A 26,534-nucleotide genomic window follows, 5' to 3' on the forward strand; every position below is an offset into this window, starting at 1 on the left:
TATTTATATGCTAATTCACAGTTTAACTTTAAAATTATTGAAAATAGCATTTACGTAATAAATCGAGATTAATAAGCAGAAAATATAATAGTTATTTATTAAACGAGAATGTATAGCTTTAAATAAACATTAATTCGATATTTTGAAACTTTAATAAATAATTAAATAATGATATACTGGAGAAAATATATATCGGGGTGATTTTTATGTAAGAGTCGAGCAATTTAAACATGTTTTATGATTTATTATATTCGAAGTGATGATTTATAGAATGGCTAATTATAAGGAGGTGTGAAACCTGTTTATACAGGTTTATTACATTGAAGATTGATGATATATTTAGATTAACAGCTGATGACATATTTAATGAATTAAATACATCTATTAAAGGTCTTTCAAAGGATGAAGCAAATGCAAGGCTTCAGAAATATGGATATAATGAAATAAAGGAAGTTAAGAAATCATCACTGCTATCGCGATTTTTGGCAAATTTTACGCACCTATTAGCAATACTTCTCTGGATAGCCAGCATACTTTCTTTTATTGGTGGTATGCCACAGCTTGGTTGGGCAATAATACTGGTAATTATAGTAAATGCTTTATTTAGCTTTTGGCAAGAGTTTAAAGCAGAACAGGCTACAGAAAGTCTTAAAAAAATGCTACCATCATATGTTAAAGTAATAAGGGATGGGCATCAGGAACAAATATTAGCTCGAGAATTAGTCCCTGGAGATTTGATTTACCTTGAGGAAGGTGATCATATACCAGCTGATGCAAGGCTTATAGAAGCATTTGAGATGAGGACAATCAATGCTGCACTAACTGGAGAATCTGAGCCTGTAAGGAGAACCTCTGATGTAGTACTTGATGAAGATGTATCATTACTTCAGTCACCAAACCTAGTGTTTATGGGTACAAGTGTTGCATCAGGCTCTGGCACAGCGGTTGTTTATGCTACAGGTATGGACACGCAGTTTGGTAAAATCGCCTCATTAACACAAACCATAAAAATAGAACAGAGTCCTCTTCAAAGACAATTAACAAGAGTTGCACAAGTTATAGCATATCTATCACTTGTTATGGGGGTATTCTTTTTCCTCCTTGGTCTTTTGATGGGAAGATCATTAGTTGATACATTTATGTTTGCAATAGGTATAATTACCGCAAATGTACCTGAAGGATTATTGCCTACGGTAACACTGGCACTTGCCATGGGAGTTCAGCGAATGGCAAGAAGACATGCGCTTGTAAAGAAGCTTTCAAGCGTTGAGACGCTTGGTGGAGCGACAGTTATTTGTACAGATAAGACGGGAACTTTGACACAGAATGAGATGACAGTTAGAGAGATTTGGACTCCTTTGGAATTTTACAATGTAAGCGGTATTGGATATGAACCAAAAGGTGAGTTTTCTGCAAATGGCAGACAAATAGACAATAAAAATCTTCCTGATGAATTATCATTATTATTGAAAATAGGTCTATTATGTAATAACAGCCGGTTAGTAAGGCCTACAAATGAGAATCCATCGTGGAATATTATTGGTGATCCTACTGAAGGCTCTTTAGTCGTACTGGCAGAAAAAGCAGGATATACTCTCGAAAATATGTTGAGAGAATATCCGAGAGTTTCACAGCTTCCATTTGATTCAAGACGTAAAAGAATGAGTTCCATACATAAGTCTGGAAAAGATATTTATGTATTCACAAAAGGGGCACCTAAGGAGACACTTTCAGTTTGTAATTATATTTTTAAAGGCGAAGAAGGGGTAAAAAAGTTAGAACAATCAGATATTGATAAAGTAATAGAACAGAATGACAAATTTGCAGAATCTGGTTTAAGAGTTCTTGCAATGGCATACAAAAAAATAGACGATGAAAATAAGGAATATACAATAGAAAATACGGAAAATGATTTAATCTTCGTTGGTTTGGTAGCGATGATGGATCCGCCAAGGCCTGAAGTAGAATTAGCTGTAAAACATGCTCATAAGGCTGGAATAAAGATTATCATGATAACAGGTGACTATGGATTAACAGCAGAATCTATTGCAAGGAGAATAGGTATAATAAAAGGATTGCATCCGAGAATAATTATAGGTAATGAACTTGATAAAATGACTGACGAGGATTTAAAGAAGGAGTTAAAAAATAAAGAAATTATTTTCGCAAGAGTTGCACCGGAGCATAAAATGAAAGTTGTAGCTGCACTTAAAGAAATGGGTGAAGTTGTAGCAGTTACTGGTGATGGTGTTAATGATTCACCGGCATTAAAGAGGGCTGATATCGGTATTGCAATGGGTAAATCTGGTACAGATGTAGCAAGAGAAGTAGCAACGATGGTATTGACAGACGATAATTTTGCCAGCATAGTAAATGCTATCGAAGAAGGCAGAGCTGTATATGATAACGTTAGGAAGTTCATAACATATATATTTGCACATCTAACACCAGAAGCTATACCGTATATTTTGTTTTCACTGTTTAATATACCTGTTCCAATAACAGTAATGCAGATATTGGCGATTGATTTAGGTACCGAAACATTGCCGGCTCTTGCACTTGGCGTTGAACCGCCTGAACCAGGTGTCATGGACAGACCACCAAGGTCGCCTAAGGAAAAATTACTAAATCTGTCATTATTCCTCAGAGGATATGTTTTACTCGGGTTAATTAGTTCAGTAGCAGTACTTTCTGGATATTTTTGGGTATTGTATAGTGGTGGATGGCATTGGGGTGAAACCCTTCCATTTACGGCTCCGCTTGCTAAAAAAGCTGCTACAATGAGCTTTTTAGGAATTGTAATAATGCAGGTTGCAAATGTATTTGCTTGTCGTACTGAAGTTGCATCTATGTTTAGTGTCGGCTTCTTTAAAAATAAATTATTAAACATAGGTGTTGTATTTGAATTAGTACTTACAGCGATACTTATATATGTGCCATTTTTGCAGAAAATATTTGACACATATCCTGTTTCATTTAAACATTGGCTGTTTTACTTAGCATTTATACCATTACTTATTGGTGCAGAAGAAATCAGGAAATGGATTTTGCGCAAGAAAATAAATGCAAACAAATAAAAAGGAGGTGAAAGGCTCTATATGAGCCTGATTTATGAATATAATAGTTGCCGGATGCGGCAGACTTGGTGCACAGTTGACACAAATATTAGATGCCGATGGATACCATGTCACAGTAATTGATAAAGACAAAAATGCTTTTAAAAGACTAAAAACATTTAAGGGTGAATTTATAGAAGGGATCGCATTTGATAAAGCCACTCTTATAAGGGCTGGCATTGAAAATGCTGACGCAATAGCTTCTGTGACAAATGGCGATAATACTAATATCGTTACAGCTTTGATTGCAAAGAAAAAGTTTAAAGTTCCAACTATAGTAGCAAGAATTTATGACCCAATACGAGCAGAGATATATAGAAAAATGGGAATAAATACAGTTTCTCCTACATTATGGGGTGCAAATAAGATAAAAGACCTCATATGTCATCCCGATTTGTTTAGAGTATCGTCATTTGGGAATGGTGAAGTAGAGATAATAGAAACAGAGGCATCTATATTTTTGGATGGTCGCCATGTTAGAGATATTTCCATACCATCTGAAGTTAATGTAGTCAGTATAGTTAGGAACGGGATAGCGGTTATACCAACACCGAGCACAACTTTTAAAAAAGGTGATAAAATCTTTATCGCTTCAACAGCTTTTGGAAAATCAAAGATAAAACAAATGTTTATGTCATAATTTAAAAATATTTTAGTAGGAGGTGAAAGAACCTGCTGGGAACAATGTACATAAAGTTTCCGAGTAACAGGTCATAATATGTCGATAATGATAGTTGGCGCTGGGCGCCTCGGTTCATTTCTCGCTAAATTGATGGAAGAAAAGAATAAAGAGGTTGTTGTCGTTGAAAAAGACGAGGCAAAAATTGAAAAGTTAAGAAAAGATTTAAGATGCTCCATTATGATTGGCGATGGCTGCAATTCAGATATCTTAAAAAAAGCGGGAATCATTGGAGCTGAAATAGTAGTTGCTGCTACTGGGCATGATGAAGATAATCTTATAATATGTCAGCTTGCTAAATACGAATTTGGAGTATCAAGAGTAGTTTCACGAATAAACAACCCTAAAAATGAGTGGCTTTTTACAAAAGATATGGGCGTTGACGCTGCTGTAAGCAGTGCCAGAATAATTGCAAAATTAATTGAAGAAGAAGCAGAGATAAGCAGCCTCACAACGATTATAAATCTCGCTGAGGGGAAAATATCCCTTGTAAGAAGCATAATTGAAAAAAATTCAAAAGCTGCTCATAAATTGATAAAAGATTTAAAGCTTCCAGATGATTGCGTAATAATGTCGATAGTAAGGGACAATAAAGTATTATTGCCGAATGGCAATACAAAAATATTACCAGGTGATGAAGTTTTAAGTGTTGTTAGTGATGAAAGCAAAGAAAAATTAGAAGATTTGTTTAATATATAGAGACTGTGCGAAGGCACAGTTTCTTTTTATATCTAGTTTTTAAATTACTTGAAATCTTCGATATCTTTCACATTTGATTCAAACCAAGGTGTCCACCTTCTTTTTTCACTTGAAAAATTCAAAAAAATATTTTAAAAAAAAGAAGGATTTTTAAAAAAGATGTAGAATATATAATAATATAACAACTAACATATTAATATATTAGTATACAAGTAAAAAATATTTATTAATAGAGGTGAGGCAAAAGCAATTAGAAATAGTTAGAAAAAATTCCAATCTGGAAATTTAAAAAGAGTAAAAAATATGTACTAAAAAGAAATCAAAATTAAAAAAAAAAGAAGGATTTTTAAAAAAGATGTAGAATATATTATAATATAATAGCTGACATATTAATATACTAGTATACAAGATTTATTTTAAAAGTGATTTAGAAAACAAATATGAGAAAGAAGTTCTACTAAGTATATTTATTTAAGAAAAAATACAAAGAAAAATATCAACTTTTAAGATAAAAAATTATTTAAAGGAAGAAGGAATTTTAGATATGGTGTAGAATATATAGATTTGTAACATGTATATTAATATAGTAGTATACATGTTGCAAAATATAATGTAAAGGATGTAGAAATGATGAATTTTGAATTATTAGTAAATAACTCTTTTGAATCTAAAAAAGACTATATTTATAGAGTGATAAGAAAGAACATAATTGATTTTAATCTTAAGCCAGGTGAAGCAATTTCAGAGAATGAAATTGCAAATACCTTTGAAACAAGTAGGACCCCTATTAGGGAGACCTTCACAAAATTAGCCAATGAGGAGCTAATAGAAATTTATCCTCAAAAAGGTACTTTTGTTTCATTAATAGATATAAAGCGATCTCAAGAAGCAAAATTTATGAGAGTAAATCTTGAAATGGAAATTATGAAATTGGCATGTACAGAATTTCCAGACGAGATATTATTTCAGCTTGAATCTAACATTAATCAGCAAGAATTTTGCATAATGAAAAAGAATTATATAACAATATTTGATTTAGATAATGAAATGCATGAACTGATTTATAAAGGCTGTAAGAAAGAAAGGATATGGTCAGCAATTCGATTCATAAGTGGTGATTATGATCGGATAAGAACATTAAGATTATCTTCTAATCCAGATTGGGACACAATCATTGAAGATCATAAGGCAATAATTAAATCTATAAAAGAAAAAAATGTTGATCAAGGTTTAAATATAATTAAGGAACATTTAACACAAATAGATAATGATGTAATATTATTAAAAGAAAAATATCCAGAGTATTTCAAATAACTATTGTTGATTATATATCAAAAATAAGTATTGAACATAGTTAAGTAGAAGGAAATTAGATATCTTATCAAAAAAAGGAGCAAAATATGATGTTAATATTAAATAAAGAAAAATTAAAAAATACTGAAGAGTGGCTAAGAGCAGATATAGAACTTCCTAAATTTGATTATGAAACAATGCTAAATAAATCATATGAAAATCCTACTTGGGTTCATTTTGGAGCTGGTAATATATTCAGAGGGTTTCCAGCCATGCTGCAGCAGCAACTTCTGAATTGTGGTAATGTTGAAACAGGAATTATTGCAGTTGAAACATATGACTATGAAATCATTGATAGAATTTACAGGCCTTATGATAATTTAAGTTTACTTGTGATTATGAATCCAGATGGCACATTAAAAAAAACAGTTGTGGGAAGTATATGTGAAAGCTTAGTTGGAGATCCATCGAGAAAAAATGATTGGGAAAGACTAAAAGAAATATTTGCAAAGCCATCACTTAAAATGGCGAGTTTCACCATTACTGAAAAAGGGTATAATCTTAAAAATTTTTTAGGTGACTATTTAGATGATGTACTGGAAGATATGTCTAAAGGTCCTATGTATCCTAAGAGTGTAATGGGAAAAATTGCATCACTAGCATATATAAGATTTAAAAATGGAAAACTACCTTTAGCCTTTGTAAGTATGGATAATTGTTCACGTAATGGTGAGAAATTATATAATGCAATAAATACGATTGTGGAAAAATGGAGATTGAATGGGTTAGTTGAAAACGAATTTCTTGAATATATTAATAATCCGCAATATGTTTCTTTTCCATGGAGCATGATTGATAAGATAACTCCAAGACCTTCTGCTGCTATTAAAGATATACTTGATAAAACGGGTTTTGGTAGTACTGAAATAATTTGTACGGATAAAAAAACGTATATCGCACCATTTGTTAATACGGAGGAGCCACAATATTTGGTAATAGAAGACAAATTTCCAAATGGACGTATACCACTTGATCTTGTGGGAGTAAACTTTACTGATAGACAAACAGTAGAAAAAGCTGAAAAAATGAAGGTTTCTACGTGCCTCAATCCCTTACATACATCATTAGCTGTTTTTGGATGTCTTCTGGGATTTAAAACTATAGCAGATGAAATGAAAGATCGATGTTTAAATGAGTTAGTTAAAAAAATTGGATTTGAAGAAGGGATGCCTGTTGTAGCCAATCCTGGAATAATAAATCCTGAATCATTTATAAATGAAGTTATTAATGTAAGACTTCCAAATCCTTATATACCTGATACACCACAAAGAATAGTAACAGATACATCACAGAAAATAGCTATAAGATTTGGTGAAACAATAAAATCGTATTATAAAAGTAAGGATTTAGATGTAAAAAACCTTAAATATATACCTTTAGTTATTGCGGGATGGTGTAGATATTTAATGGGTATTGACGATAATGGCGATAAAATGGACTTAAGTCCTGACCCATTAATGAATAATTTAAAAGAATGTATTTCTCAAATAAAATTAGGTGATAAAGAAAACGTAAATAATTGTTTGAAGCCAATATTATCGAATGAAGTAATATTCGGAATAAATCTATATAGTATTGGACTTGGAGAGAAGATTGAAAATTACTTTGAAGAATTAATTGCAGGAAAAGGTGCAGTTAGATCAACACTAAGGAAATATTTAAATTGCAATTAAATTTTACTAAAAGGGAGAGCAGATATGAAGATAACATTTAGATGGTTTGGCGATAAAGATGACAGCGTTTCACTCAAAGAAATACGACAAATACCAGGAGTTACCGGAGTTGTAGGAGCTCTATATGATATACCAGTAGGAGAAGTTTGGCCTTTAGAAAAGATATTTGAGCTAAAACGGAAGGTTGAATCATATGACTTAGAACTTGAAGTGATTGAAAGCGTTAATGTTCATGAAGACATAAAACTTGGATTGCCAACGAGAGAACAATATATTGAAAATTATAAAGAAACTATAAAAAACCTTGGGAAAGCTGGCATTAAGGTAGTATGTTACAATTTTATGCCTGTATTTGACTGGATTAGGACTAATCTTAAGGAAGAACTTCCTGATGGTTCTTTTGTACTTTCATATGATGAAAGTAAAATAAAAGGCATTGATCCTATAAAACTTATTGAAGATATGGAAAAAGGCTCAAATGGATTTATACTTCCAGGTTGGGAACATTATCGGCTAAAAGAATTAAAAACATTATTTGATATGTACAGAAATATTAACGAAGAAAAGCTTTTTAATAATCTCGGATATTTTCTTGAAAATATTATTCCAACCTGTGAAAAGTATGATGTAAAAATGGCTATTCACCCAGATGATCCACCTTGGTCGGTTTTTGGATTACCGAGAATAGTAACTTGTAAGGAGAACCTTGAAAGAATAATAAAGCTTGTAGATAGTCCATATAATGGGTTAACACTTTGTAGTGGTTCCTTAGGTTCTAATCCCAAGAACAATATACCAGAACTTATAAGATATTTTGGAAAGATGGGCAGAATTCACTTTGGACATGTAAGGAATATAAAGTTTGTATCAGAGGGGATTTTTCACGAGACATCTCATCTTTCAAGTGATGGATCATTTGATATGTTTGAAATAATGAAAGCGTATTACGACATAGGGTTTAATGGGTATATACGACCAGATCATGGCAGGATGATATGGGATGAAAATGCGAGACCAGGATATGGACTATATGATAGAGCACTTGGTGTAGCTTATCTAAATGGTTTATGGGAGGCTATTCAGAAGATGTCTTAAGATATTTTGATATTCTTAATTATTAAAGCAACGACTATCCTTTTATATAGAAATCGTTGACACCTATTACAAATCACATAAATCATGCTATATATTAAAAACCTGTTTTATTAATCAAAAGAAAGGGGATAATTATATGGATTCAGCTTTGATAAATAAAGGTAGCAAAAACAAGCCGCAAAAAAATGGCACTTTAAAGAGTACACTTAAGGCTATCAAGAAAGATTGGCAGCTATACAGCCTGCTTATACTTCCTGTTGCGTACTACGTCATATTTAGATACATTCCGATGTACGGAAATATTATAGCATTTAGAAAATATTATCCAGGAGGTCCAGTTTATGGAACTGAATGGGTTGGTTTAAGATATATAAATATGTTTATACATGACCCAACATTTTGGAGAGTTTTTAGAAATACTATAATATTGAGTGTTGAGTATTTAGTAATAAGCTTTCCATTTCCGATAATTTTTGCGCTGCTATTAAATGAGATTCACAGCAAGTGGTTTAAGAGATTTACACAGACGGTATCGTACTTGCCTTACTTCATTTCGACAGTCGTTTTGGCAGACATGATAATGGAGATACTTTCACCATCATCTGGCGTTGTTAACATGCTATTGAAACATTATTTTGGGTATACGATAAACTTCTTGGCAGAACCACAATGGTTTAGGACTATTTATATCGTATCAGGTATATGGCAAGGCATGGGGTGGGGTGCAATACTTTACCTTGCAGCATTAACAAATATTAATCCTGAATTATATGAGGCGGCTATTATTGATGGTGCAAATAGGTGGCAGCAGACAATATATGTAACTATACCAGGTATTTTACCGACGATTATGATATTGCTCATATTAAATATAGGTGGACTTTTAGCAGTCGGATTTGAAAAGATATTATTGCTGTATAATCCATTAACGTATTCTACTGCAGATGTTATATCAACTTATCTTTACAGAATGGGACTTGTGTCCAACAATTTCAGCTATGCGGCTGCAATTGGTATGTTTGAATCTGTAATAGGACTTATATTAATAAGCACTGCAAACTTCTTATCAAGAAAATTGACAGAAACAAGTTTATGGTAAAGGAAGTGATTATATATGAAAGAGTCTAAACAATATAAAATATTTAAAGTAATAAATACAATTATAATGATAATTGTAATTTTAGCAACATTATATCCTTTTTGGTATTTAGTTAGTTTATCACTTAGTAGTGAAAAATATGTATATGCTGGATTGGTTTCGGTATTTCCAAGAGGATTTACAACAAAAACATATCAAGTCCTTTTGGCAGAAAAGGAATTCTGGACTAGTTATAAAAACACAATAATATATACAATTGTAGGAACTCTTGTATCATTGTTTTTATCAACGCTTTTAGCATACCCTCTTTCAAAAAAGCGCCTTAAGGGAAGAGGAATTATATTAGGCTTTGTAGTATTTACTATGTTCTTTAGCGGTGGTTTGATACCTACGTACCTATTGGTTAACGCACTGCATATGAGAAATACAATATGGGGTGTTGTGCTTCCTGGTGCGGTAAGCACATTCAATGTAATAGTTATGAAGACATTCTTTGAAGGCATACCGGCAGAATTAGAAGAAGCTGCAGAAGTAGATGGCATGAGCACGTATGGAATTCTCCTTAAGATAATTCTTCCGCTGTCAAAGCCCATTATGTATGTCATGGCACTTTTCTATGCGGTAGGTGTTTGGAATAACTGGTTTGGACCATTTATATATTTGGATGACAGTGCAAAATTTCCGGTTGCCCTGTATTTGAGAAATATAATAGCTGGTTCACAGCAGACAGCAGTTAGCAGCACTTCTGATATAAATAACCTAGCGCAAATATCGGCGACACTGAAATCTGCTAGTGTCATACTTACATCAATACCTATAATGATGGTCTATCCTTTTATACAAAAGTACTTTGTACAAGGCGTCATGATTGGCTCATTAAAAGGTTAACAGTTTAATAAAGGAGGGAAAAATTTATGACGACTTTTAAGGAGGTGATGGAAGGGATAAAATATAAATTTTAGAATTTATCCATTTTTAAGTATTTGATTCAATCAAGAGGAGGATATTTATTATGAGTAAAAATGCAAAAAGATTGCTGTCGTTTTTACTAGTCGTTGTGCTGGCAGTTGGCGTTTTGCTGGCAGGATGTGGCAAAAACACATCATCCAGCAGCAATAATAACACAACTAAACAAGAACAAACAGCGACAAATAGCAAGGACCCTCAAAACTTACACTTTAAATCAGATAAGCCTTTAGAGTTTACAATGCTGTACAGTGATCACCCAAATTATCCGTATAAAGAAGATTGGCTTTTGTGGAAAGCTATAAAAGACGCTACAAACGTTACATTAAAGCTTACAATAGTACCTATGAGCGACTATACTCAAAAGAGAAGCCTTTTAATAAGTTCAGGTCAAGCACCAGAGATAATTCCTAAGACTTATCCAGGTCAAGAAATACCGTTCGTCTCATCTGGTGCAATACTACCCATAAGTGACTATATAAATGAGATGCCTAACTTCTCAAGAGAAGTTAAAGAGTGGGGACTTCAAAAGGAGTTAGATTCTTTAAAGCAAGCAGATGGTAAGTTTTATGTATTACCTATGTTACATCAAGATTATACAATGCAGTATTCACTAGCTATAAGACAAGACATATTTGATAAAAATAATATACCAGTTCCAAACACATGGGATGAGTTGGAATCGGCATTAAAGAAATTAAAGGAGATATATCCTAATTCTACACCATTGTCAGACAGATGGCAAGGGAAAGCTTTAATAGGTGAAGCAATGCCGACATTTGGTGTACCTATATCAGGCAGTGATGGTTTATTTGACTGGACACAGAGTACAACAGTGTTGTACAATAGTTCAAAAGATAATTGGGAATTTTATCCGACATCACCTGAATACAAAGATATGTTGACGTATTTCAACAGGCTTGTAAAAGAAGGTCTTCTTGATCCAGAAAGCTTCACACAGACAGATGACCAAGCAGTACAGAAATTTGTAACAGGTAAGTCATTTGTCATCATGACAAATACTCAGGAAATAGAGAATATGAAAAATAAAATGGATCAAACATTAGGCAAAGGCAACTATAAAGTTACACAAATTTTACCTCTAGCAGGTCCAAAAGGTGGAGTAATTGCAGGTAGCCATCTTGAAAACGGTATAATAATATCAGCTAAGGCTAAAGATGATCCTAATTTCCATCAGTTGCTTAAATTCGTTGACTGGCTGTGGTACAGTGAAGCAGGTCAGACACTTACAAAGTGGGGCGTTGAAGGTGTGACTTATCAGAAAGTCAATGGCAAGTTCCAGCTTATGCCTGATGTAAACTACATGAACTTAAATCCAAGTGGCACAAAGAACTTGCAGAAAGATTATGGATTCTCCGGTGGTGTATTCTGTCTATTATATGGCGGACCAAAGGATATTGCTGAGTCAATGATGACACCAGATATTGCAAATTTTGAAAATCAGGTAAATAGTAAGAGAAAACTGCTTCCTATAGCGCCACCTGTGCCATTTACTGAAAGCCAAAGAGAGCAGGCTAATATGTTAAGCCAGCCAATAGCTGATTATGTAGAACAAATGATGTTAAAGTTTATAACAGGTGTATCATCAATTGATAGAGATTGGGATAGCTATGTACAACAGTGCAAAGCAAAAGGTGTTGCCCAATTAGTAAAACTTACTAATGATGTGTACAAAAGCACAAAAGACAAAATGAAATAAATTGGTATTAAATTTTTGATGATTCCCTTTGAACGGTGATACACTGTTCAAAGGGAAAAATGTTAGGAGGGAAAATTGTATTTTCGAATATGGATAATGATATAATAAGTTTAAAAGAAGTATATAAGAATTATTTTCCTATAGGTGCGGCTGTAGCGGTAAGTGATTTGGAAGATGAAGGACAGAGGGAAATTCTTTTAAAACATTTTAACAGCATAACGCCTGAAAACTCGCTTAAATTTGCAGTCATACATCCAGCAGAAGATGAATATACGTTTGATGATGGGGATAAAATTGTCAATTTTGCTGCAGAAAATAAAATGATGGTGAGGGGGCATACATTTGTATGGCACAATCAAGTTCCTGAATGGCTTTTTAAAGATGAATCAGGTGAAGCAGTTTCAAAGGAAATTTTAGTAGAAAGGCTTAAAACGCATATCAATACATTGTGCAGCAGGTACAATGACAAGATATACGCGTGGGACGTCGTAAATGAGGCTGTGGAGGATAAGAGCGACTTTTTATATAGGGACTCCCAGTGGTATAAGATAATCGGCAAAGAATATTTGGAATTGTCTTTTAAGATTGCAAGACAAGCATCACAAAATGCGGTTCTTTTTTACAACGATTATAACAATGAGAAGCCTGAAAAACTACATAAATCGCATAAGCTATTAAAATCAATGATTGATAGAGGAGTTCCAATTGACGGGATTGGGATACAGGGCCATTGGGATATACATGACAGAGACCTTTTTGACAATCTGAAAGCTGCCATAGAATTGTATGCTTCTTTAGGAGTAAAGATTCAGATAACAGAACTTGATGTTTCCATGTTTTCATTTGATGATAAGACAAGAAGTATTTTGAAGCCAACAGATGAAATGATTGAAAAACAATCAAAAGTCTATAAAAAATTATTTGAAATATTCAGGTATTATAAAGATGTAATTAGTGGTGTTACTTTTTGGGGTATAAGCGATAAACACACATGGAAAGACAATTTTCCGGTTAAAGATAGAAAAGATTGGCCGCTTCTTTTTGATGTCGATGGTAGACCCAAAAGTGCCTTTTACAGCATAGTTGATTTTTAATAATCATTAACATTTTATGGAGAGTGATAAGATTATGACGTTGAATAATAGGGAATTAGTTAGCAGCATATACGACTGCTGGCTTAGGTTTAAACCTTGCAACGAAAAAGTACTTGATGGATATAAGGATTATTTTAATTATATTGTAGTTAAAAGCAATGATAGGATTATTAGCAATGCGGCCAATGAGCTAAAAAAAGCTTTATCGAATATTAAAGATGCTGATATAGAAATTATCGGCAACATGCCGGAGTCTAATTGCATTTTTGTAGGCACTCCAGATGATTTTAAGGCAGAAGGATTTAATATTGATTTGGAAAATGAGCTTGAAAATGAAGGCTTTGCCTTAAAGACATTAGAAAAAAATAATCGAAAAATAATGGCAGTAATAGGTGGAAGTGAAAAAGGCGTACTATATGGTGCTTTTCACCTAATAAGGTCTATATTTAGTGGTAAAAATCTGAAAGATACATTGTGCATTGATAATCCTCAAAATGCTTTTAGGATATTAAATCATTGGGACAATATGGATGGTAATATTGAAAGAGGATATGCGGGAAAATCTATCTTCTTTAAAGATAATCGCATAGTCCAAGATCTTTCGAGGATAAAAGATTATGCAAGGCTACTTGCTTCTATTGCAATAAATGGCGTTGTAATAAATAATGTCAACGTCCATCAGCAAGAAACTAAGCTTATTACAGATGAATTTTTGCCTGATGTAAAAAGGATCGCAGATGTCTTTAGAGATTACGGTATAAAGACATATCTAAGCATAAATTTTGCTTCCCCTGTTGAGATAGGTGGTCTTTCTACTGCAGACCCGCTTGACGATGAAGTTAAGAATTGGTGGAAAGATGTAGCATCAAAAATATACAGCTACATTCCTGACTTCGGAGGATTTTTAGTAAAAGCAGATTCAGAGTTTAGACCTGGCCCATTCACATACGGACGCAATCATGCAGATGGTGCAAATATGCTGGCTGAAGCATTAAAGCCATATGGCGGTATTGTTATCTGGAGGACTTTTGTATATAACTGCATGGTAGACTGGAGAGACCGCTCTACAGATAGAGCAAAAGCAGCTTATGACAATTTCAAGCCGCTAGATGGAAAATTCATGGATAATGTTGTCTTGCAAATAAAAAATGGCCCGATGGATTTTCAGATAAGAGAACCTATTACGCCATTATTTGGCGCAATGGAGAAGACAAATGTTTTTATGGAGTTTCAGATCACTCAAGAGTACACAGGACAGCAGAAGCATTTATGCTACCTTGTGCCCCTTTGGAAGGAAGCTTTAGATTTTGATACATTTGCGAAAGGCGAAGGCTCTTTTGTAAAGAAAGTGGTAAATGGCAGCTTATTTGGAGCAAAATACGGCGGAATTGTCGCTGTAGCAAACATAGGCGATAGTAAGTCATGGACAGGACATCCTCTTGCACAATCAAATCTCTTCGGTTTCGGAAGGCTTTCATGGAATCCAGACCTTTCGTCAAGAGAGATTGCTGAGGAATGGGTTAAACTTACATTTGGGTGCGATGAAGAGGTTTTGAAGACGGTTGTACCGATGCTGCTGGAATCTAGGGAGATATATGAGGAGTATACAAGTCCTCTTGGGATAGGATGGATGGTAAACCCCGGCCATCATTACGGACCTAGTGTAGATGGATACGAGTACTCACATTGGGGAACATACCATTACGCCGATTTTAGAGGTATAGGCGTTGACCGCACTGTAGCAACGGGGACAGGTTATACGGCGCAGTACAAAGAGCCTGTTGCGAAAATGTACGAAAACATCGATACGTGTCCTGATGAGCTTTTGCTTTTCTTCCATCATGTGCCTTATGACCACAAATTGAAATCAGGGAAAACTGTAATACAGCATATTTACGACACCCATTTTGAAGGAGTGGAAAGGGCAGAAAAGCTAAGAGAATCTTGGATGAAACTAAAAGAGAAAATAGACGACGAGATATTTAAAGCCGTGTTAGAAAGATTAGACATACAGGTTGTTGATGCTAAAGAGTGGAGAGATGTTGTAAATACCTATTTTTACAGAAAGACAGGCATAAAAGATGAACATGGAAGGAAAATTTATGAATAACCGTCTAAGGCAAAGCTTGCAATAGAAATACGGTAAAAATCTAAAAATTTGGATTATAAAGTTAGTTGATTGATTGGAGGAAGTTTATTATGATTAATATAGCCATCATTGGCGCAGGCAATATTTCTTCTGCTCACATACAAGGCTTATTAGAGTTTAAAGATAGGTGCAAAATTGTAGCAATATCAGACATCTACAGAGATAAGGCAGAAGAAAAGAAAAGGCGGTTCGGTTTAAATGATGCTATCGTATATGACGATTACAAAAAGATACTGGAGATGGAAGATGTTGACATTGTTGACATATGTACACCGCCATACACACATGCAGACATTGCAGTGGATAGTTTAAATGCCAGAAAGAATGTAATCGTAGAAAAGCCAATGGCAGCATCACTAGAAGAGTGCGACAGGATGATAGAAGCGTCAAGGAAAAACAAAAAACTCTTGTCGGTAATAGCGCAGAATCGCTTCAGGACTCAATTTATGAAATTAAAAAAGATCGTTGAGTCAGGCCTGGCAGGTGATATAGTACATGCACAAGTAGACTCATTTTGGTGGAGAGGTCATTCGTACTACGATCTGTGGTGGAGAGGTACATGGGAAAAAGAAGGTGGAGGATGCACATTAAATCACGCAATACACCATATAGACATGCTTATATGGCTTTTAGGAATGCCTGAAGAAGTACAGGCTGTCATGAACAATGTAGCACATGACAACGCCGAAGTTGAAGACATATCGATAGCGATACTTAAGTATAAAAGTGGTGCGTTAACTCAAATAACCAGTTCAGTTGTGCACCACGGCGAGGAGCAGCAGATAATACTTCAAGGGAAAAAGGCGAGGATATCTGTACCGTGGAAAGTATATGCATCTACAGCATCAAGCAATGGTTTTCCATCAGGCAGAGATGAAGAATTAGAAAAGAAGATACAAGATTATTATGACAGCTTGGAAGAAACGAAGTACAGCGGTCATACTCCACAAATAGATGATGTATTAAAGGCATTAGAATCAGAACATGAAATCTTGGTAAAAGGTAGCGACGGAAGGAATGCCTTAGAGCTTATAACGGCTATCTACAAAGCAGCAACAACAAGGGAAGTTGTAAAGCTTCCACTTAATAAAGATGATCCATTCTATACAGTAGATGGCATAATGTCAAGTGTACCTCATTTTTATGAGAAAAAAACGTTTGTAGAAAATTTCAATGACGAACGTATAACATTTGGAAGAGATATTAAGTAAAAATAGGGAGGAATACCAAATGAGCAAAGAAAACGGCATGTACTATATGCCTGAAAGCAGGGCTAAAAAAGTCTGCAGTGAAGGAGATTTTGAATTTGCAGCAATTGGACTAGATCATGGGCACATATATGGAATGACAAAAGGACTAATAGAAGCTGGTGCTGAAGTAAAATGGGTGTATGACAAGGACCCAGAGAAAGTTGAAAGATTCATAAAAGCATTTCCTACTGCAAAAAAGGCCAGAGACGAAGATGAAATACTGATGGATAACTCAGTTAAATTGGTAGCAAGTGCAGCAATACCATCAGAAAGGTGCGCTATAGGCTTAAAAGCCATGGATGCTGGCAAAGATTACTTTGCAGACAAGCCGCCTATGACAACCAGAGAGCAACTGGAGCAGGCTAAAGACAAAGTGAAAAAGACGAAGAGAAAATATGCAGTCTACTATGGTGAAAGGCTTCACAATGAAGCATCTGTCTATGCAGGACAATTAGTAGAAAAAGGGGCAATAGGCAGAGTAATACAAGTCATTGGCATGGGGCCACATAGAGAAGGAAAGGGAAGGCCTGACTGGTTCTACGAAAAAGACAAATTTGGAGGAATACTTTGCGATATAGGAAGCCATCAAATAGAACAGTTTTTGTATTATACAGGTGCAAAAGATGCTAGGGTCCAATCGGCAAAAGTAGCAAATTACAATCATAAACAGTATCCTACTTTTGAGGACTTTGGCGATGTGACGCTAATTGGCGATAATGGAGCCACAGGCTATTTTAGGCTTGACTGGTTTACTCCAGATGGCCTTGGCACATGGGGAGACGGAAGGCTATTTATATTAGGAACAGATGGATATATAGAACTTAGAAAGTACATCGATGTTGCCAGAGAAAATACGACAGACCACGTGTACCTGGCAAATAAAGATGGCGAATATCATATGGATGTAAAGGGGAAAGTCGGATTTCCCTTCTTTGGTGAATTAATACTGGACTCAATAAACAGGACAGAAAATGCAATGACCCAAGAGCATATATTTAAAGCTATAGAGCTAGCATTAGAGGCTCAAACAAATGCAATAAAGGTAGAATGAAATTTATAATCTTAAAAAGAGGTGTTTCACATGATAAGTAAATCTTTTTATGCGCATCACAGCGCATTTGGAGCTTTTTCAAGTTTTGTGATTGGCAAATGCGGCAAAGGCGGTGGCGTTGTACTAAATGATGTGCGGCCGCCTGATAACAATGTCTATATTGGATACAAAAGAGATGGAGTGATAAACCTACTTCCATTTATTAAAGATGATACAAAAAATGCTGAGGAAGAATTTACAGGAGAAGTTTCTAACAATAGTGGAGAAAAAAACATAAAGATTTTTAAAGAAGATGAAATAGAAAGGGAAATGGGATGGGCATCAGACACATGGACTGCTGGAAACCTTAGATTTTCAATACTTACTCCATTTGGATACGTCAAAAATCCTGCAGTGATGGATGAAAATGAGAAAAAACTCGCACTGGCTCCTGTCATATTTGTGCAGTTGACGATGGACAACACTGACAGCGATAAGGATGCTGAGATGATATTTGGCTTTGAAGGACCTAAAAGGATATTATCTGAGCTAACAGACGGAAAGTACTTAGGTGGTGCCTTTGAAAGAAAATACGGTTTTGCCATCAAAAAAAGTGATGATGTAAGAGAATTGTCAAGACTTGATATTTTGACGTCATGGGCAAATGGCAATTATCAAAACCACGGTCTTGGTAGAGCACCTTCTTTGATATTTAAAGTTACTGCAGGTGCCAAGAGAACATTTACTATTGCATTAGCAACTTATCAAAGTGGAATTATAACGACAGGAATTGATACTGAGTTTTACTATACTTCTGTGTTTAAGTCGCTAGAGGATGTCCTTGCGTTTGGTCTTGACAATGTTGATTATTATATAAATTTGGCTAGAGAAAGGGATGAAGAGCTTAGGAAAAGCGGACTCAATGAATACAGGCAGTTTTTGCTAGCTCATGCTGCTCACAGCTATTATGCCAGCACTGAGCTTCTTAAAAGAACCGATGGTACGCCTTTATGGGTTGTAAATGAAGGCGAATATATAATGATAAACACATTTGATTTGACGGTTGATCATGTCTTCTGGGAAATGAGATTTCACCCGTGGACTATTACAAATACACTGGACTTGTACGTAGAAAATTACAGCTACAAGGACCAAGCAGGTCTTGCATTTACACATGATATGGGTGTTGCAAATGGTTTTTCTAAAAAAGGGTATTCTTCTTATGAACTTCCTAACCTTACAGGATGCTTCAGTTATATGACTCATGAGGAGCTTTTAAACTGGGTGCTGACAGGTTCTGTCTATGCCATAAAAATGAACGACAAAGAATGGCTTAATAAGAACATGGATGTTTTTTCTGAATGCTTTGATTCCATCATTGCAAGGGATAAGAATAACGACGGGATAATGGATGTGGACAGTTCAAGATGCCAAAATGGCTCAGAGATAACTACTTATGACAGCCTTGATGAAAGCCTTGGTCAGGCAAGAAATAATTTATACCTTGGCGTAAAGACGTGGGCAGCGTATGTAGTACTACATGGACTATTTAAAGAAAATGGATTGGAAGAAAAGGCGAAAAAAGCGCTAGAAAAGGCGAAAGAGGCTGCAAATACAATTGTTGGCAAGTTTGATACAGAAAATCAGTATATCCCTGCTGTATTTGAAAATGGCAATACATCTAGGATAATACCGGCTGTTGAGGCGTTGGTTTATCCGTACGTTGTAGGATATACTGACTTTGTAAGCGAAACAGGCACTTTTAGCGAGCTGATTAAAGTATTGAAGAAGCATGTTATGACGATTATGAAACCGGATATATGCATAGATGAAGTATCTGGTGGCTGGAAGCTTTCCTCAACAAGCAAGAATACATGGAACAGCAAGATATTCTTGTGTCAATATGTCATAAAAGATGTGCTTAATATAGACTTTGGAGATAAAGAGGTTGAGTGGGATAGGGTACATGCAATGTGGCAACAGGTGTCTTGCAGTGAAGATTGTGCTACAGACCAGGTTAATAGCGACACAGGTTCACCTAGAGGAAGCCGTCTCTATCCGAGGCTTGTAACCAGCATACTGTGGATGAAATAATTTTTAAAATTGCTATCGGGGGTCTTAACATGGTAAAAATAAAGATACCAAAAAATTCTAATGGCAAAAAATTCACCAGTAGATGGAGATATTGTGTAGGTACAGGAAGATTGGGACTTGCGCTGCAAAAAGAGTATATTGATACTTTAAAATTTGATTAAGGTGTCAAAAGTATTTTTTTCATCCAAGTTTAGATGAAATATGGTAAAATAGAAATATAAACAAAAGGAAATAGAAGGAGCGATACATAGCCATGGCATTCAAACCAAACGAATATCAACAAATCACAATGGAGGACAGATTCTTAAACTTGGATGATAGAACAAAAAAGTTTGTTTTAAACTCATGGGCAAAAGATTTTGCTGAAATCATATTTCCAGCAATCAACGAGAAGCGCTTTTCCGTATTGTACAGTGACAATCCAGCTTCTCGTCCAAACAGTCCTGTAAACGCAATAATTGGAGCCTTAATACTAAAAGAAATGTTTAACCTTACAGACGACGAACTATTAGCAAGCATCCTATGTGATGTTCGTTTCCAGTACGCCCTTCACACTACAAGCTTCAAAAGTCAACCTTTCAGTGATAGGACTTTTAGCCGCTTCCGTGAAAGGCTATATCTTTACAATCTAGAAACAGGAAGAGATCTTCTTCATGAAGAAATGGAAGCCATGGCAAACGTATTTGTAAAATACTTTGATATAAATCCATCAGTAAAAAGAATGGACAGCATTATGGTATCATCCAGTTGCAAAAAAATGTCCAGATTAGAAATACTATACACATGCGTAGCAAATATGGTCAAAGCAGTATACAAAACAGGAGAATATGAGTATCTCAAAAACATGGAACACTACTTAGACGAAGACGACAGAAACAAAACAATCTATCATAGAAAAAACGAAGACATAACAAAGAGACTTCAAGAAATAATTGAAGATGCTTATACGCTAATAAAAGAATTAGGAGAAGCATACGCTGAGTTACCAGAATATCAGCTATTACAGCGTGTACTAAAAGAACAAACAGAAATAACAGAAGAAGGCAAGATAGTACCAGTAGAAAAAGAAAAAATAAGCCCTGACAGTCTCCAAAACCCAAGCGACCCAGATGCAACATACCGCAAAAAAGCAGGAAAAGACCATAAAGGCTATGTAGCTAACATAGTAGAAACAATAGATGAAAAAGGCTCCATAATAACCAGCTATGACTATGATGTAAACACACACAGCGATAGCAGCTTTTGCAAAGAAACAATAGAAAAGCTTGGGAAACAAGAAAAAGAAATAACAATAATAGCAGATGGAGCTTACAGCAGCATTGAAAACATAGAACTTGCAAAGAAAAACAATATCGAACTAATAACAACAGCTCTTATAGGGAAATTACCAGATGAAATACAAAGCGAATTTAAATTAGATGAAGTAACCCATGAAATAATCAAATGCCCAAAAGGAGAAAAACCATACAAAACAAGATACTATGAAAAAACAGGATTATATAGAGCATCCTTTAATAAAAAAACATGTGAACATTGTCCACTAAGAGAAAAATGTGGAGCAAAGCTACAGAAAAAATCAGCGTATGTATTAATAACAGCGAAAACAATACAGAGAGCAAGCTATTTAAAAAAGATGTCAACAGAAAAATACAGTGTACTTCAAAAGATAAGAAATGGAGTGGAGGGTATACCATCAATACTAAGACGAAAATATCATGTAGATGTGATACCTGTAAGGGGATTAGTGCGCTCAAAAATCTGGTTTTCATTCAAAATAGGAGCTATAAACGCAAAAAAAGTACTAAAAATGGCAGCGGAGATGGCTGCGAGTTTGTATAAAAATATCGAAATCAAATTTATTCTTACAAAAACAGGTAAAATCCAAGCAGAGTTGTTATTAGTAGCTTAAAAAATGTCACTTATGACACTCAAATCAATGGTATAAAAATAGAGTTTCCAGAGATCAGCCAGATGGCATCTAAAGCTGAGCATGAAGAGTTTATAATTAATCCCGATGACAAATTGTTTATAGCTCCCGATGATATGGCAGAAGCAATAAAGCAATATTGTGTAGAAACGGGGCAGGGTTTGCCTCAGGATATCGGTGATATAGCGAGAGCTGCTTACAATGGTATAGTTGAACAATACAAAAATTGCTTAAACAATTTAGAAGACATTGTAGGAAGAGAAATAGATATTATCCATATGGTTGGCGGAGGAATACAGGATAAGTTCCTGTGTAAGTTAACTGCGGATACTACGGGTAAAATAGTTGTAACAGGACCTGTAGAAGCGTCAATCTATGGCAACGTGATAGTCCAACTTATGGCTTTGGGATTTATAAAAGATTTAAAAGAGGGAAGAAAAATAATAAAGAATTCTATAGAGCAAGAGAGGTATTCTACACCAACTGAATAGTATACTAATTTTTATTATTTTTAGTTATAAATACTTATGAGGGGGAAATAAAAATGTTAAATTTATCTACGACTTATGCTAATTTAAAGCTTAAAACGCCTATAATTGTAGGTTCTGCTGGTATAACTGGTTCTATTGAATTGTTGCAAAGAGCGGAAGAATGTGGAGCAGGTGCTGTAGTAACTAAAAGTTTATTTCAGAAGGAAATTTCTAGAAAATCACCGACACCTCGATTTAAGATAGTAAAACATACTAATACATTTACGTTTTACACATATGAGCAGGCAAGTGAATTGAATCCACAAGAATATGCAGAATTTATTTTTAATGCAAAACAAAAATTGAGTATACCTGTTATCGCTAGTATTAATTGCTATACGGATGATGCTTGGATTGAATATAGTAAATTAATGGAGGAAGCGGGAGCTGATGCAATAGAGCTTAATCTTTCATGCCCTCATGGAGTACACATTATGTCTGGTATGAACATTATTGAAGAAATGGTGCATACAACGAAAATAGTAAAAAATAACGTTAAGATACCTGTAATACCCAAAATGACACCGCAATCTGCAAATCCAGGATCTGATGCATTGAGGCTAGAACAAGCGGGAGCTGATGGACTTGTTATGTTTAATAGATTTACAGGTCTTGATATAGATATAGAAAAAGAAATACCAATTTTACATGGTGGATATGCAGGGCATGGTGGACCATGGGCTATTATGTATGGGTTGAGATGGATAAGTGCTGTATCGCCAAAATTAAAGTGTAGTATAAGTGCTAGTGGAGGCGTAATGAATGGTGAAGATGCTATTAAATATATATTATCTGGGGCATCTGCTGTTCAAATTGTTACAACAGTTTTTTTAAATGGTTATGAAGTAATAAAACAAATAAATAAATATTTAGAACAATATTTAGATAGGAAAGGATATCGCACCATTAATGATTTTAAAGGCAAAGTTTGTGATAAAATTCTTGATATGGAATCAGTTGATAGAAGACATTGGGGAGTTGCAAGTATAAATAAGGATAAATGTATTGGTTGTGGAAAGTGTTTTAATGTTTGTATATATGATGCAATTAAAAACGATAAAGAAAAATTTATGATAAAAGAAAATTGTGATGGGTGTGGATTATGCATTGAAGTTTGTCCTGTTAATGCAATTTCAATGGTTGAAAAGGAGAGAAATTAAAGTGATATATAAAGCTGACGTTTTGGTAATAGGTGGTGGTGGCGCAGGACTTAGAGCGGCAATTGCAGCCTATGAAAGAGCGCATAATTCAAATAAAAATATAAAAATAATTATTGCAGTAAAAGGAAGACTTGGTGCTTGTGGTACAACTGCATTAGCATATTCCGATAGAATGGCTTTTCATGTAACACTTCCTACAACTTGTCCGCGAATAAACGATAATTGGAAATACCACGCTAAAGATATTTATGAGATTGGCGGATTTGTTTCCGACTATGACTTGGCTGAAATTTTAGCAAAAAATTCAGCAGAAGCTTATTATTATTTAGAAAGATTAGGAGTACCATTTGTTAAAGAGAATGATATACCGTCTCAGTTTGTAACTGATGGTTCGATATATGCTCGAGCTTGTTTTACTGGACCAGATACTGCAGTTCAAATAGAAAAGGCTCTTGTGAGAAAAATTAGTGAAATCAAAGAAATTGAAGTTTTAGAAAATGTAATGGTAAGTGACTTAATTGTGGTAGATAATAAAATTTTTGGTGCGGTTGGGTTTATAGATGAACATGAAATAATTATTCTTGCAAAATCTGTAATATTAGCAACAGGTGGGGCAGGGGAGATTTATGGTAATAATGTCTATCCAATTGGGATGACAGGTGATGGATATGCAATGGCATTAAGGGCAGGTGCTGAGCTTGTTAATATGGAATTCATCCAAATTGGTTTAGCATCGCCAAAAACGAAGATTGCATGTTCTGGAAGTATAATGAGATGTATACCAAGGTTTGTTAATGATAAAGGAGAAGAGTTTTTAATTAATTATGGTATAACATTTAATGACATATTTGAAAAAGGTTCAACATGGCCAATTAGTGCTGAACACAAAACTTGGAATATAGATGTTGCTGTTTTTAGGGAAATAATGAGGGGAAATAGGGTTTTTCTAGATTTCGGACAGAACCCTAGTGGATTTAATTTTGAATATTTAAGAGATGATTTGAAAAAGAAATATTATGATGAGATAAAAGAATTGACAAGTTGTAGATTAACTCCAATTGATAGATTACAAGAAATAAATCCGCAAACGATAAAGTGGTTTTCTGAAAGGGGAATTGATCTAAAAAAGGATTTATTAGAAATTAAGCCATCTATTCAACATTTTCAAGGTGGAGTAAAAATAAGACAGAAAGCTCAAACAAATGTTGCGGGTTTATATGCATGTGGTGAATGTGCAGGAGGGCAACATGGAGCAAATAGACCAGGCGGGAATTCACTTTTGGATACTCAGGTTTTCGGTAAAGTTGCAGGGGAAAATGCTTTTGAATTTTCTTTAAGTGTAGATTTAGACGAGGATGTTGGACTTCTTAAAGCACGTGACATATTTGAAAGGTATAAAGATTTTATATCCCAAAGTGGAATAAATTTAGAAAAAGCAAAGGAAAAGCTTAGATATGTAATGGATTTATATGCAAGCGTAATAAGGTATCCTGATGGCTTACAAGAAGCATTAGGTCTTATAAATGAATTAAAAGCAAAACAAATAAAACCAATTGAATATACAGGTATTTTAGAATTTGAAAATATGCTTTTGATTTCGGAAGCTATTGTAAAAAGTTGTATATTGCGTAAGGAAAGCCGTGGACCACATCTTATGTTTGAAAGATCTGATGATTTATTGCCGAAGCCAAGAAATGAAAAATATAATTTTTATCATGTTTGCAAACTTGATAACAAAAAAAACGAAATTGAAGTAAATAGGATTGAACCTATAAAGCCACAAGATTTGGAGGCGATATAGATGAAAGCACGTGCAATGGTCCTCGAAGAATTCAATAAACCTCTTGTTATGAGGGAATTTGAATTGAAATTACCAGAAGATGGCGAACTTTTAGTTAAAATAGAAGCTGCTGGAGTATGTGGTTCTGATGCACATATATTCAAAGGTAACGATCCAAGAGCGAAATTACCGATGATTCTTGGTCATGAAGGTGTCGGTCGGGTTGAAACAATTTCGGGGAATTGGAAAGATGTGTATGGTTATGAGCTGAAAGAAGGAGATTTAATAATTTGGGATAGAGGCGTAACTTGTGGCAAATGTTATTATTGTACAGTTAAAAAAGAACCTTATTTATGCCAAGATAGATGGACATATGGAATAAGTGTGGGGTGTAGTCAACCGCCTTATTTGAGAGGATGCTATTCTGAATATATATATCTTGATAAAAATACCAAAGTGTTAAAAATAGATAATAATATAGAACCCGAAATATTAGTGTCAGCATCATGTTCAGGAGCAACATGTGCGCATGCATTTGATACTATTTCACATGATATTGGTGATACTGTTTTAATCCAAGGTCCAGGGCCTATTGGGCTTTATGCAATATTATTTGCTAAAGAATATGGTGCACAAAATATTGTTGTAATTGGCGGTACGAAAGAAAGATTAAATATGTGTAAGGAATTTGGTGCAACCATTGTACTTGATAGAAATTTAACTACATTAGAGCAAAGAAAAGAAATTATTATGGATATAACAAAAGGAAAGGGTGTAGACTTAGCAATTGAAGCGGTAGGTCATCCATCTGCGGTTAGCGAAGGAATTAAGTTGGTTAGAAATGGAGGAAATTATTTGTCGCTTGGCTTTGGCGATCCAAATGGTACAGTGACAATTGACTGTTATTATGATATAACAAGGAAAAATTTAAGGTATCAAGGTATTTGGGTAAGTGATACGAAACATCTTTATATGGCAGCTAATTTAGTATTAAACAATAAGGAATTGTTTAAGAAAATGATAACAAATAAATATAAATTATCTGATGCTACTCAAGCTTTAATGGATATGGCAAATAGAAATACAGTAAAATCTATATTGATACCTTAGAATTAATTTT

The 26,534-nt window shown here is 34.5% G+C and carries 20 protein-coding genes; all 20 read left to right on the plus strand.

Features of this window, described 5'->3' with window-relative positions:
- The first annotated feature begins 320 nt into the window (after positions 1–320).
- The 20 genes from CPG45_RS11320 (at position 321) to CPG45_RS11410 (ending at position 26,524) form a co-directional block, all read left to right on the plus strand.
- Positions 321–3,077 (plus strand): cation-translocating P-type ATPase, encoded by a 2,757-nt coding sequence (locus tag CPG45_RS11320; protein WP_157732388.1) that lies wholly within the window; start codon positions 321–323, stop codon positions 3,075–3,077.
- A gap of 34 nt (positions 3,078–3,111) precedes the next feature.
- Positions 3,112–3,756, plus strand: coding sequence for a potassium channel family protein (locus tag CPG45_RS11325; protein WP_096232000.1), 645 nt, complete (start codon positions 3,112–3,114; stop codon positions 3,754–3,756).
- A 78-nt stretch (positions 3,757–3,834) separates the two neighbouring features.
- Complete coding sequence (locus CPG45_RS11330; RefSeq protein WP_096232001.1) at positions 3,835–4,494, plus strand: potassium channel family protein; 660 nt, start codon at positions 3,835–3,837, stop codon at positions 4,492–4,494.
- A 630-nt stretch (positions 4,495–5,124) separates the two neighbouring features.
- Positions 5,125–5,808, plus strand: a complete 684-nt coding sequence (locus CPG45_RS11335; RefSeq protein WP_231968723.1) for a GntR family transcriptional regulator — start codon at positions 5,125–5,127, stop codon at positions 5,806–5,808.
- An 89-nt stretch (positions 5,809–5,897) separates the two neighbouring features.
- Positions 5,898–7,520 carry a mannitol dehydrogenase family protein gene (locus CPG45_RS11340; protein ID WP_096232002.1) on the plus strand — a complete coding sequence of 541 codons (1,623 nt, stop codon included), beginning with the start codon at positions 5,898–5,900 and terminating at the stop codon, positions 7,518–7,520.
- Positions 7,521–7,544: 24 nt separating this feature from the next.
- Positions 7,545–8,615: a mannonate dehydratase gene (uxuA, locus tag CPG45_RS11345; protein ID WP_096232003.1), complete on the plus strand. Its 1,071-nt coding sequence runs from the start codon at positions 7,545–7,547 to the stop codon at positions 8,613–8,615.
- Positions 8,616–8,751: 136 nt separating this feature from the next.
- Complete coding sequence (locus CPG45_RS11350) at positions 8,752–9,714, plus strand: ABC transporter permease (RefSeq protein WP_096232005.1); 963 nt, start codon at positions 8,752–8,754, stop codon at positions 9,712–9,714.
- 15 nt (positions 9,715–9,729) lie between these two features.
- Positions 9,730–10,602, plus strand: coding sequence for a carbohydrate ABC transporter permease (locus tag CPG45_RS11355; RefSeq protein ID WP_096232007.1), 873 nt, complete (start codon positions 9,730–9,732; stop codon positions 10,600–10,602).
- Positions 10,603–10,726: 124 nt separating this feature from the next.
- Positions 10,727–12,400 carry an ABC transporter substrate-binding protein gene (locus CPG45_RS11360; RefSeq protein ID WP_096232008.1) on the plus strand — a complete coding sequence of 558 codons (1,674 nt, stop codon included), beginning with the start codon at positions 10,727–10,729 and terminating at the stop codon, positions 12,398–12,400.
- A gap of 59 nt (positions 12,401–12,459) precedes the next feature.
- Positions 12,460–13,494, plus strand: a complete 1,035-nt coding sequence (locus tag CPG45_RS11365) for an endo-1,4-beta-xylanase (RefSeq protein WP_197702802.1) — start codon at positions 12,460–12,462, stop codon at positions 13,492–13,494.
- A gap of 34 nt (positions 13,495–13,528) precedes the next feature.
- On the plus strand, positions 13,529–15,604 hold the full coding sequence (locus tag CPG45_RS11370) for an alpha-glucuronidase family glycosyl hydrolase (protein ID WP_231968724.1): 2,076 nt from the start codon (positions 13,529–13,531) through the stop codon (positions 15,602–15,604).
- An 89-nt stretch (positions 15,605–15,693) separates the two neighbouring features.
- On the plus strand, positions 15,694–16,854 hold the full coding sequence (locus CPG45_RS11375; RefSeq protein WP_096232010.1) for a Gfo/Idh/MocA family protein: 1,161 nt from the start codon (positions 15,694–15,696) through the stop codon (positions 16,852–16,854).
- A gap of 19 nt (positions 16,855–16,873) precedes the next feature.
- Complete coding sequence (locus tag CPG45_RS11380; protein WP_096232012.1) at positions 16,874–17,944, plus strand: Gfo/Idh/MocA family protein; 1,071 nt, start codon at positions 16,874–16,876, stop codon at positions 17,942–17,944.
- 30 nt (positions 17,945–17,974) lie between these two features.
- Positions 17,975–20,017: a glycoside hydrolase family 52 protein gene (locus tag CPG45_RS11385; RefSeq protein WP_096232013.1), complete on the plus strand. Its 2,043-nt coding sequence runs from the start codon at positions 17,975–17,977 to the stop codon at positions 20,015–20,017.
- A 29-nt stretch (positions 20,018–20,046) separates the two neighbouring features.
- Complete coding sequence (locus CPG45_RS16875; protein WP_157732389.1) at positions 20,047–20,178, plus strand: GH39 family glycosyl hydrolase; 132 nt, start codon at positions 20,047–20,049, stop codon at positions 20,176–20,178.
- Positions 20,179–20,270: 92 nt separating this feature from the next.
- On the plus strand, positions 20,271–21,926 hold the full coding sequence (locus CPG45_RS11390) for a transposase (protein ID WP_096232014.1): 1,656 nt from the start codon (positions 20,271–20,273) through the stop codon (positions 21,924–21,926).
- A 62-nt stretch (positions 21,927–21,988) separates the two neighbouring features.
- Positions 21,989–22,435: an FGGY-family carbohydrate kinase gene (locus CPG45_RS11395; protein WP_052409915.1), complete on the plus strand. Its 447-nt coding sequence runs from the start codon at positions 21,989–21,991 to the stop codon at positions 22,433–22,435.
- 53 nt (positions 22,436–22,488) lie between these two features.
- Positions 22,489–23,634 carry a 4Fe-4S dicluster-binding protein gene (locus CPG45_RS11400; RefSeq protein WP_096232015.1) on the plus strand — a complete coding sequence of 382 codons (1,146 nt, stop codon included), beginning with the start codon at positions 22,489–22,491 and terminating at the stop codon, positions 23,632–23,634.
- A 1-nt stretch (position 23,635) separates the two neighbouring features.
- Complete coding sequence (locus tag CPG45_RS11405) at positions 23,636–25,435, plus strand: FAD-binding protein (protein ID WP_231968725.1); 1,800 nt, start codon at positions 23,636–23,638, stop codon at positions 25,433–25,435.
- Positions 25,436–26,524: a zinc-binding dehydrogenase gene (locus CPG45_RS11410; protein ID WP_096232017.1), complete on the plus strand. Its 1,089-nt coding sequence runs from the start codon at positions 25,436–25,438 to the stop codon at positions 26,522–26,524.
- The last annotated feature ends 10 nt before the right edge of the window (positions 26,525–26,534 follow it).

This window comes from Thermoanaerobacterium sp. RBIITD, from assembly GCF_900205865.1.
Lineage (GTDB): Bacteria > Bacillota > Thermoanaerobacteria > Thermoanaerobacterales > Thermoanaerobacteraceae > Thermoanaerobacterium.

Coding starts and splice junctions, on each gene's coding strand:
- CPG45_RS11400 (WP_096232015.1), top strand. CDS start 22,489: ATGTTAAATTTATCTACGACTTATGCTAATTTAAAGCTTAAAACGCCT.
- CPG45_RS11395 (WP_052409915.1), top strand. CDS start 21,989: ATGGCATCTAAAGCTGAGCATGAAGAGTTTATAATTAATCCCGATGAC.
- CPG45_RS11355 (WP_096232007.1), top strand. CDS start 9,730: ATGAAAGAGTCTAAACAATATAAAATATTTAAAGTAATAAATACAATT.
- CPG45_RS11360 (WP_096232008.1), top strand. CDS start 10,727: ATGAGTAAAAATGCAAAAAGATTGCTGTCGTTTTTACTAGTCGTTGTG.
- CPG45_RS11385 (WP_096232013.1), top strand. CDS start 17,975: ATGATAAGTAAATCTTTTTATGCGCATCACAGCGCATTTGGAGCTTTT.
- uxuA (WP_096232003.1), top strand. CDS start 7,545: ATGAAGATAACATTTAGATGGTTTGGCGATAAAGATGACAGCGTTTCA.
- CPG45_RS11325 (WP_096232000.1), top strand. CDS start 3,112: ATGAATATAATAGTTGCCGGATGCGGCAGACTTGGTGCACAGTTGACA.
- CPG45_RS11410 (WP_096232017.1), top strand. CDS start 25,436: ATGAAAGCACGTGCAATGGTCCTCGAAGAATTCAATAAACCTCTTGTT.
- CPG45_RS11380 (WP_096232012.1), top strand. CDS start 16,874: ATGAGCAAAGAAAACGGCATGTACTATATGCCTGAAAGCAGGGCTAAA.
- CPG45_RS11340 (WP_096232002.1), top strand. CDS start 5,898: ATGTTAATATTAAATAAAGAAAAATTAAAAAATACTGAAGAGTGGCTA.
- CPG45_RS16875 (WP_157732389.1), top strand. CDS start 20,047: ATGGTAAAAATAAAGATACCAAAAAATTCTAATGGCAAAAAATTCACC.
- CPG45_RS11335 (WP_231968723.1), top strand. CDS start 5,125: ATGAATTTTGAATTATTAGTAAATAACTCTTTTGAATCTAAAAAAGAC.
- CPG45_RS11330 (WP_096232001.1), top strand. CDS start 3,835: ATGTCGATAATGATAGTTGGCGCTGGGCGCCTCGGTTCATTTCTCGCT.
- CPG45_RS11365 (WP_197702802.1), top strand. CDS start 12,460: ATGTTAGGAGGGAAAATTGTATTTTCGAATATGGATAATGATATAATA.
- CPG45_RS11370 (WP_231968724.1), top strand. CDS start 13,529: ATGACGTTGAATAATAGGGAATTAGTTAGCAGCATATACGACTGCTGG.
- CPG45_RS11375 (WP_096232010.1), top strand. CDS start 15,694: ATGATTAATATAGCCATCATTGGCGCAGGCAATATTTCTTCTGCTCAC.
- CPG45_RS11350 (WP_096232005.1), top strand. CDS start 8,752: ATGGATTCAGCTTTGATAAATAAAGGTAGCAAAAACAAGCCGCAAAAA.
- CPG45_RS11390 (WP_096232014.1), top strand. CDS start 20,271: ATGGCATTCAAACCAAACGAATATCAACAAATCACAATGGAGGACAGA.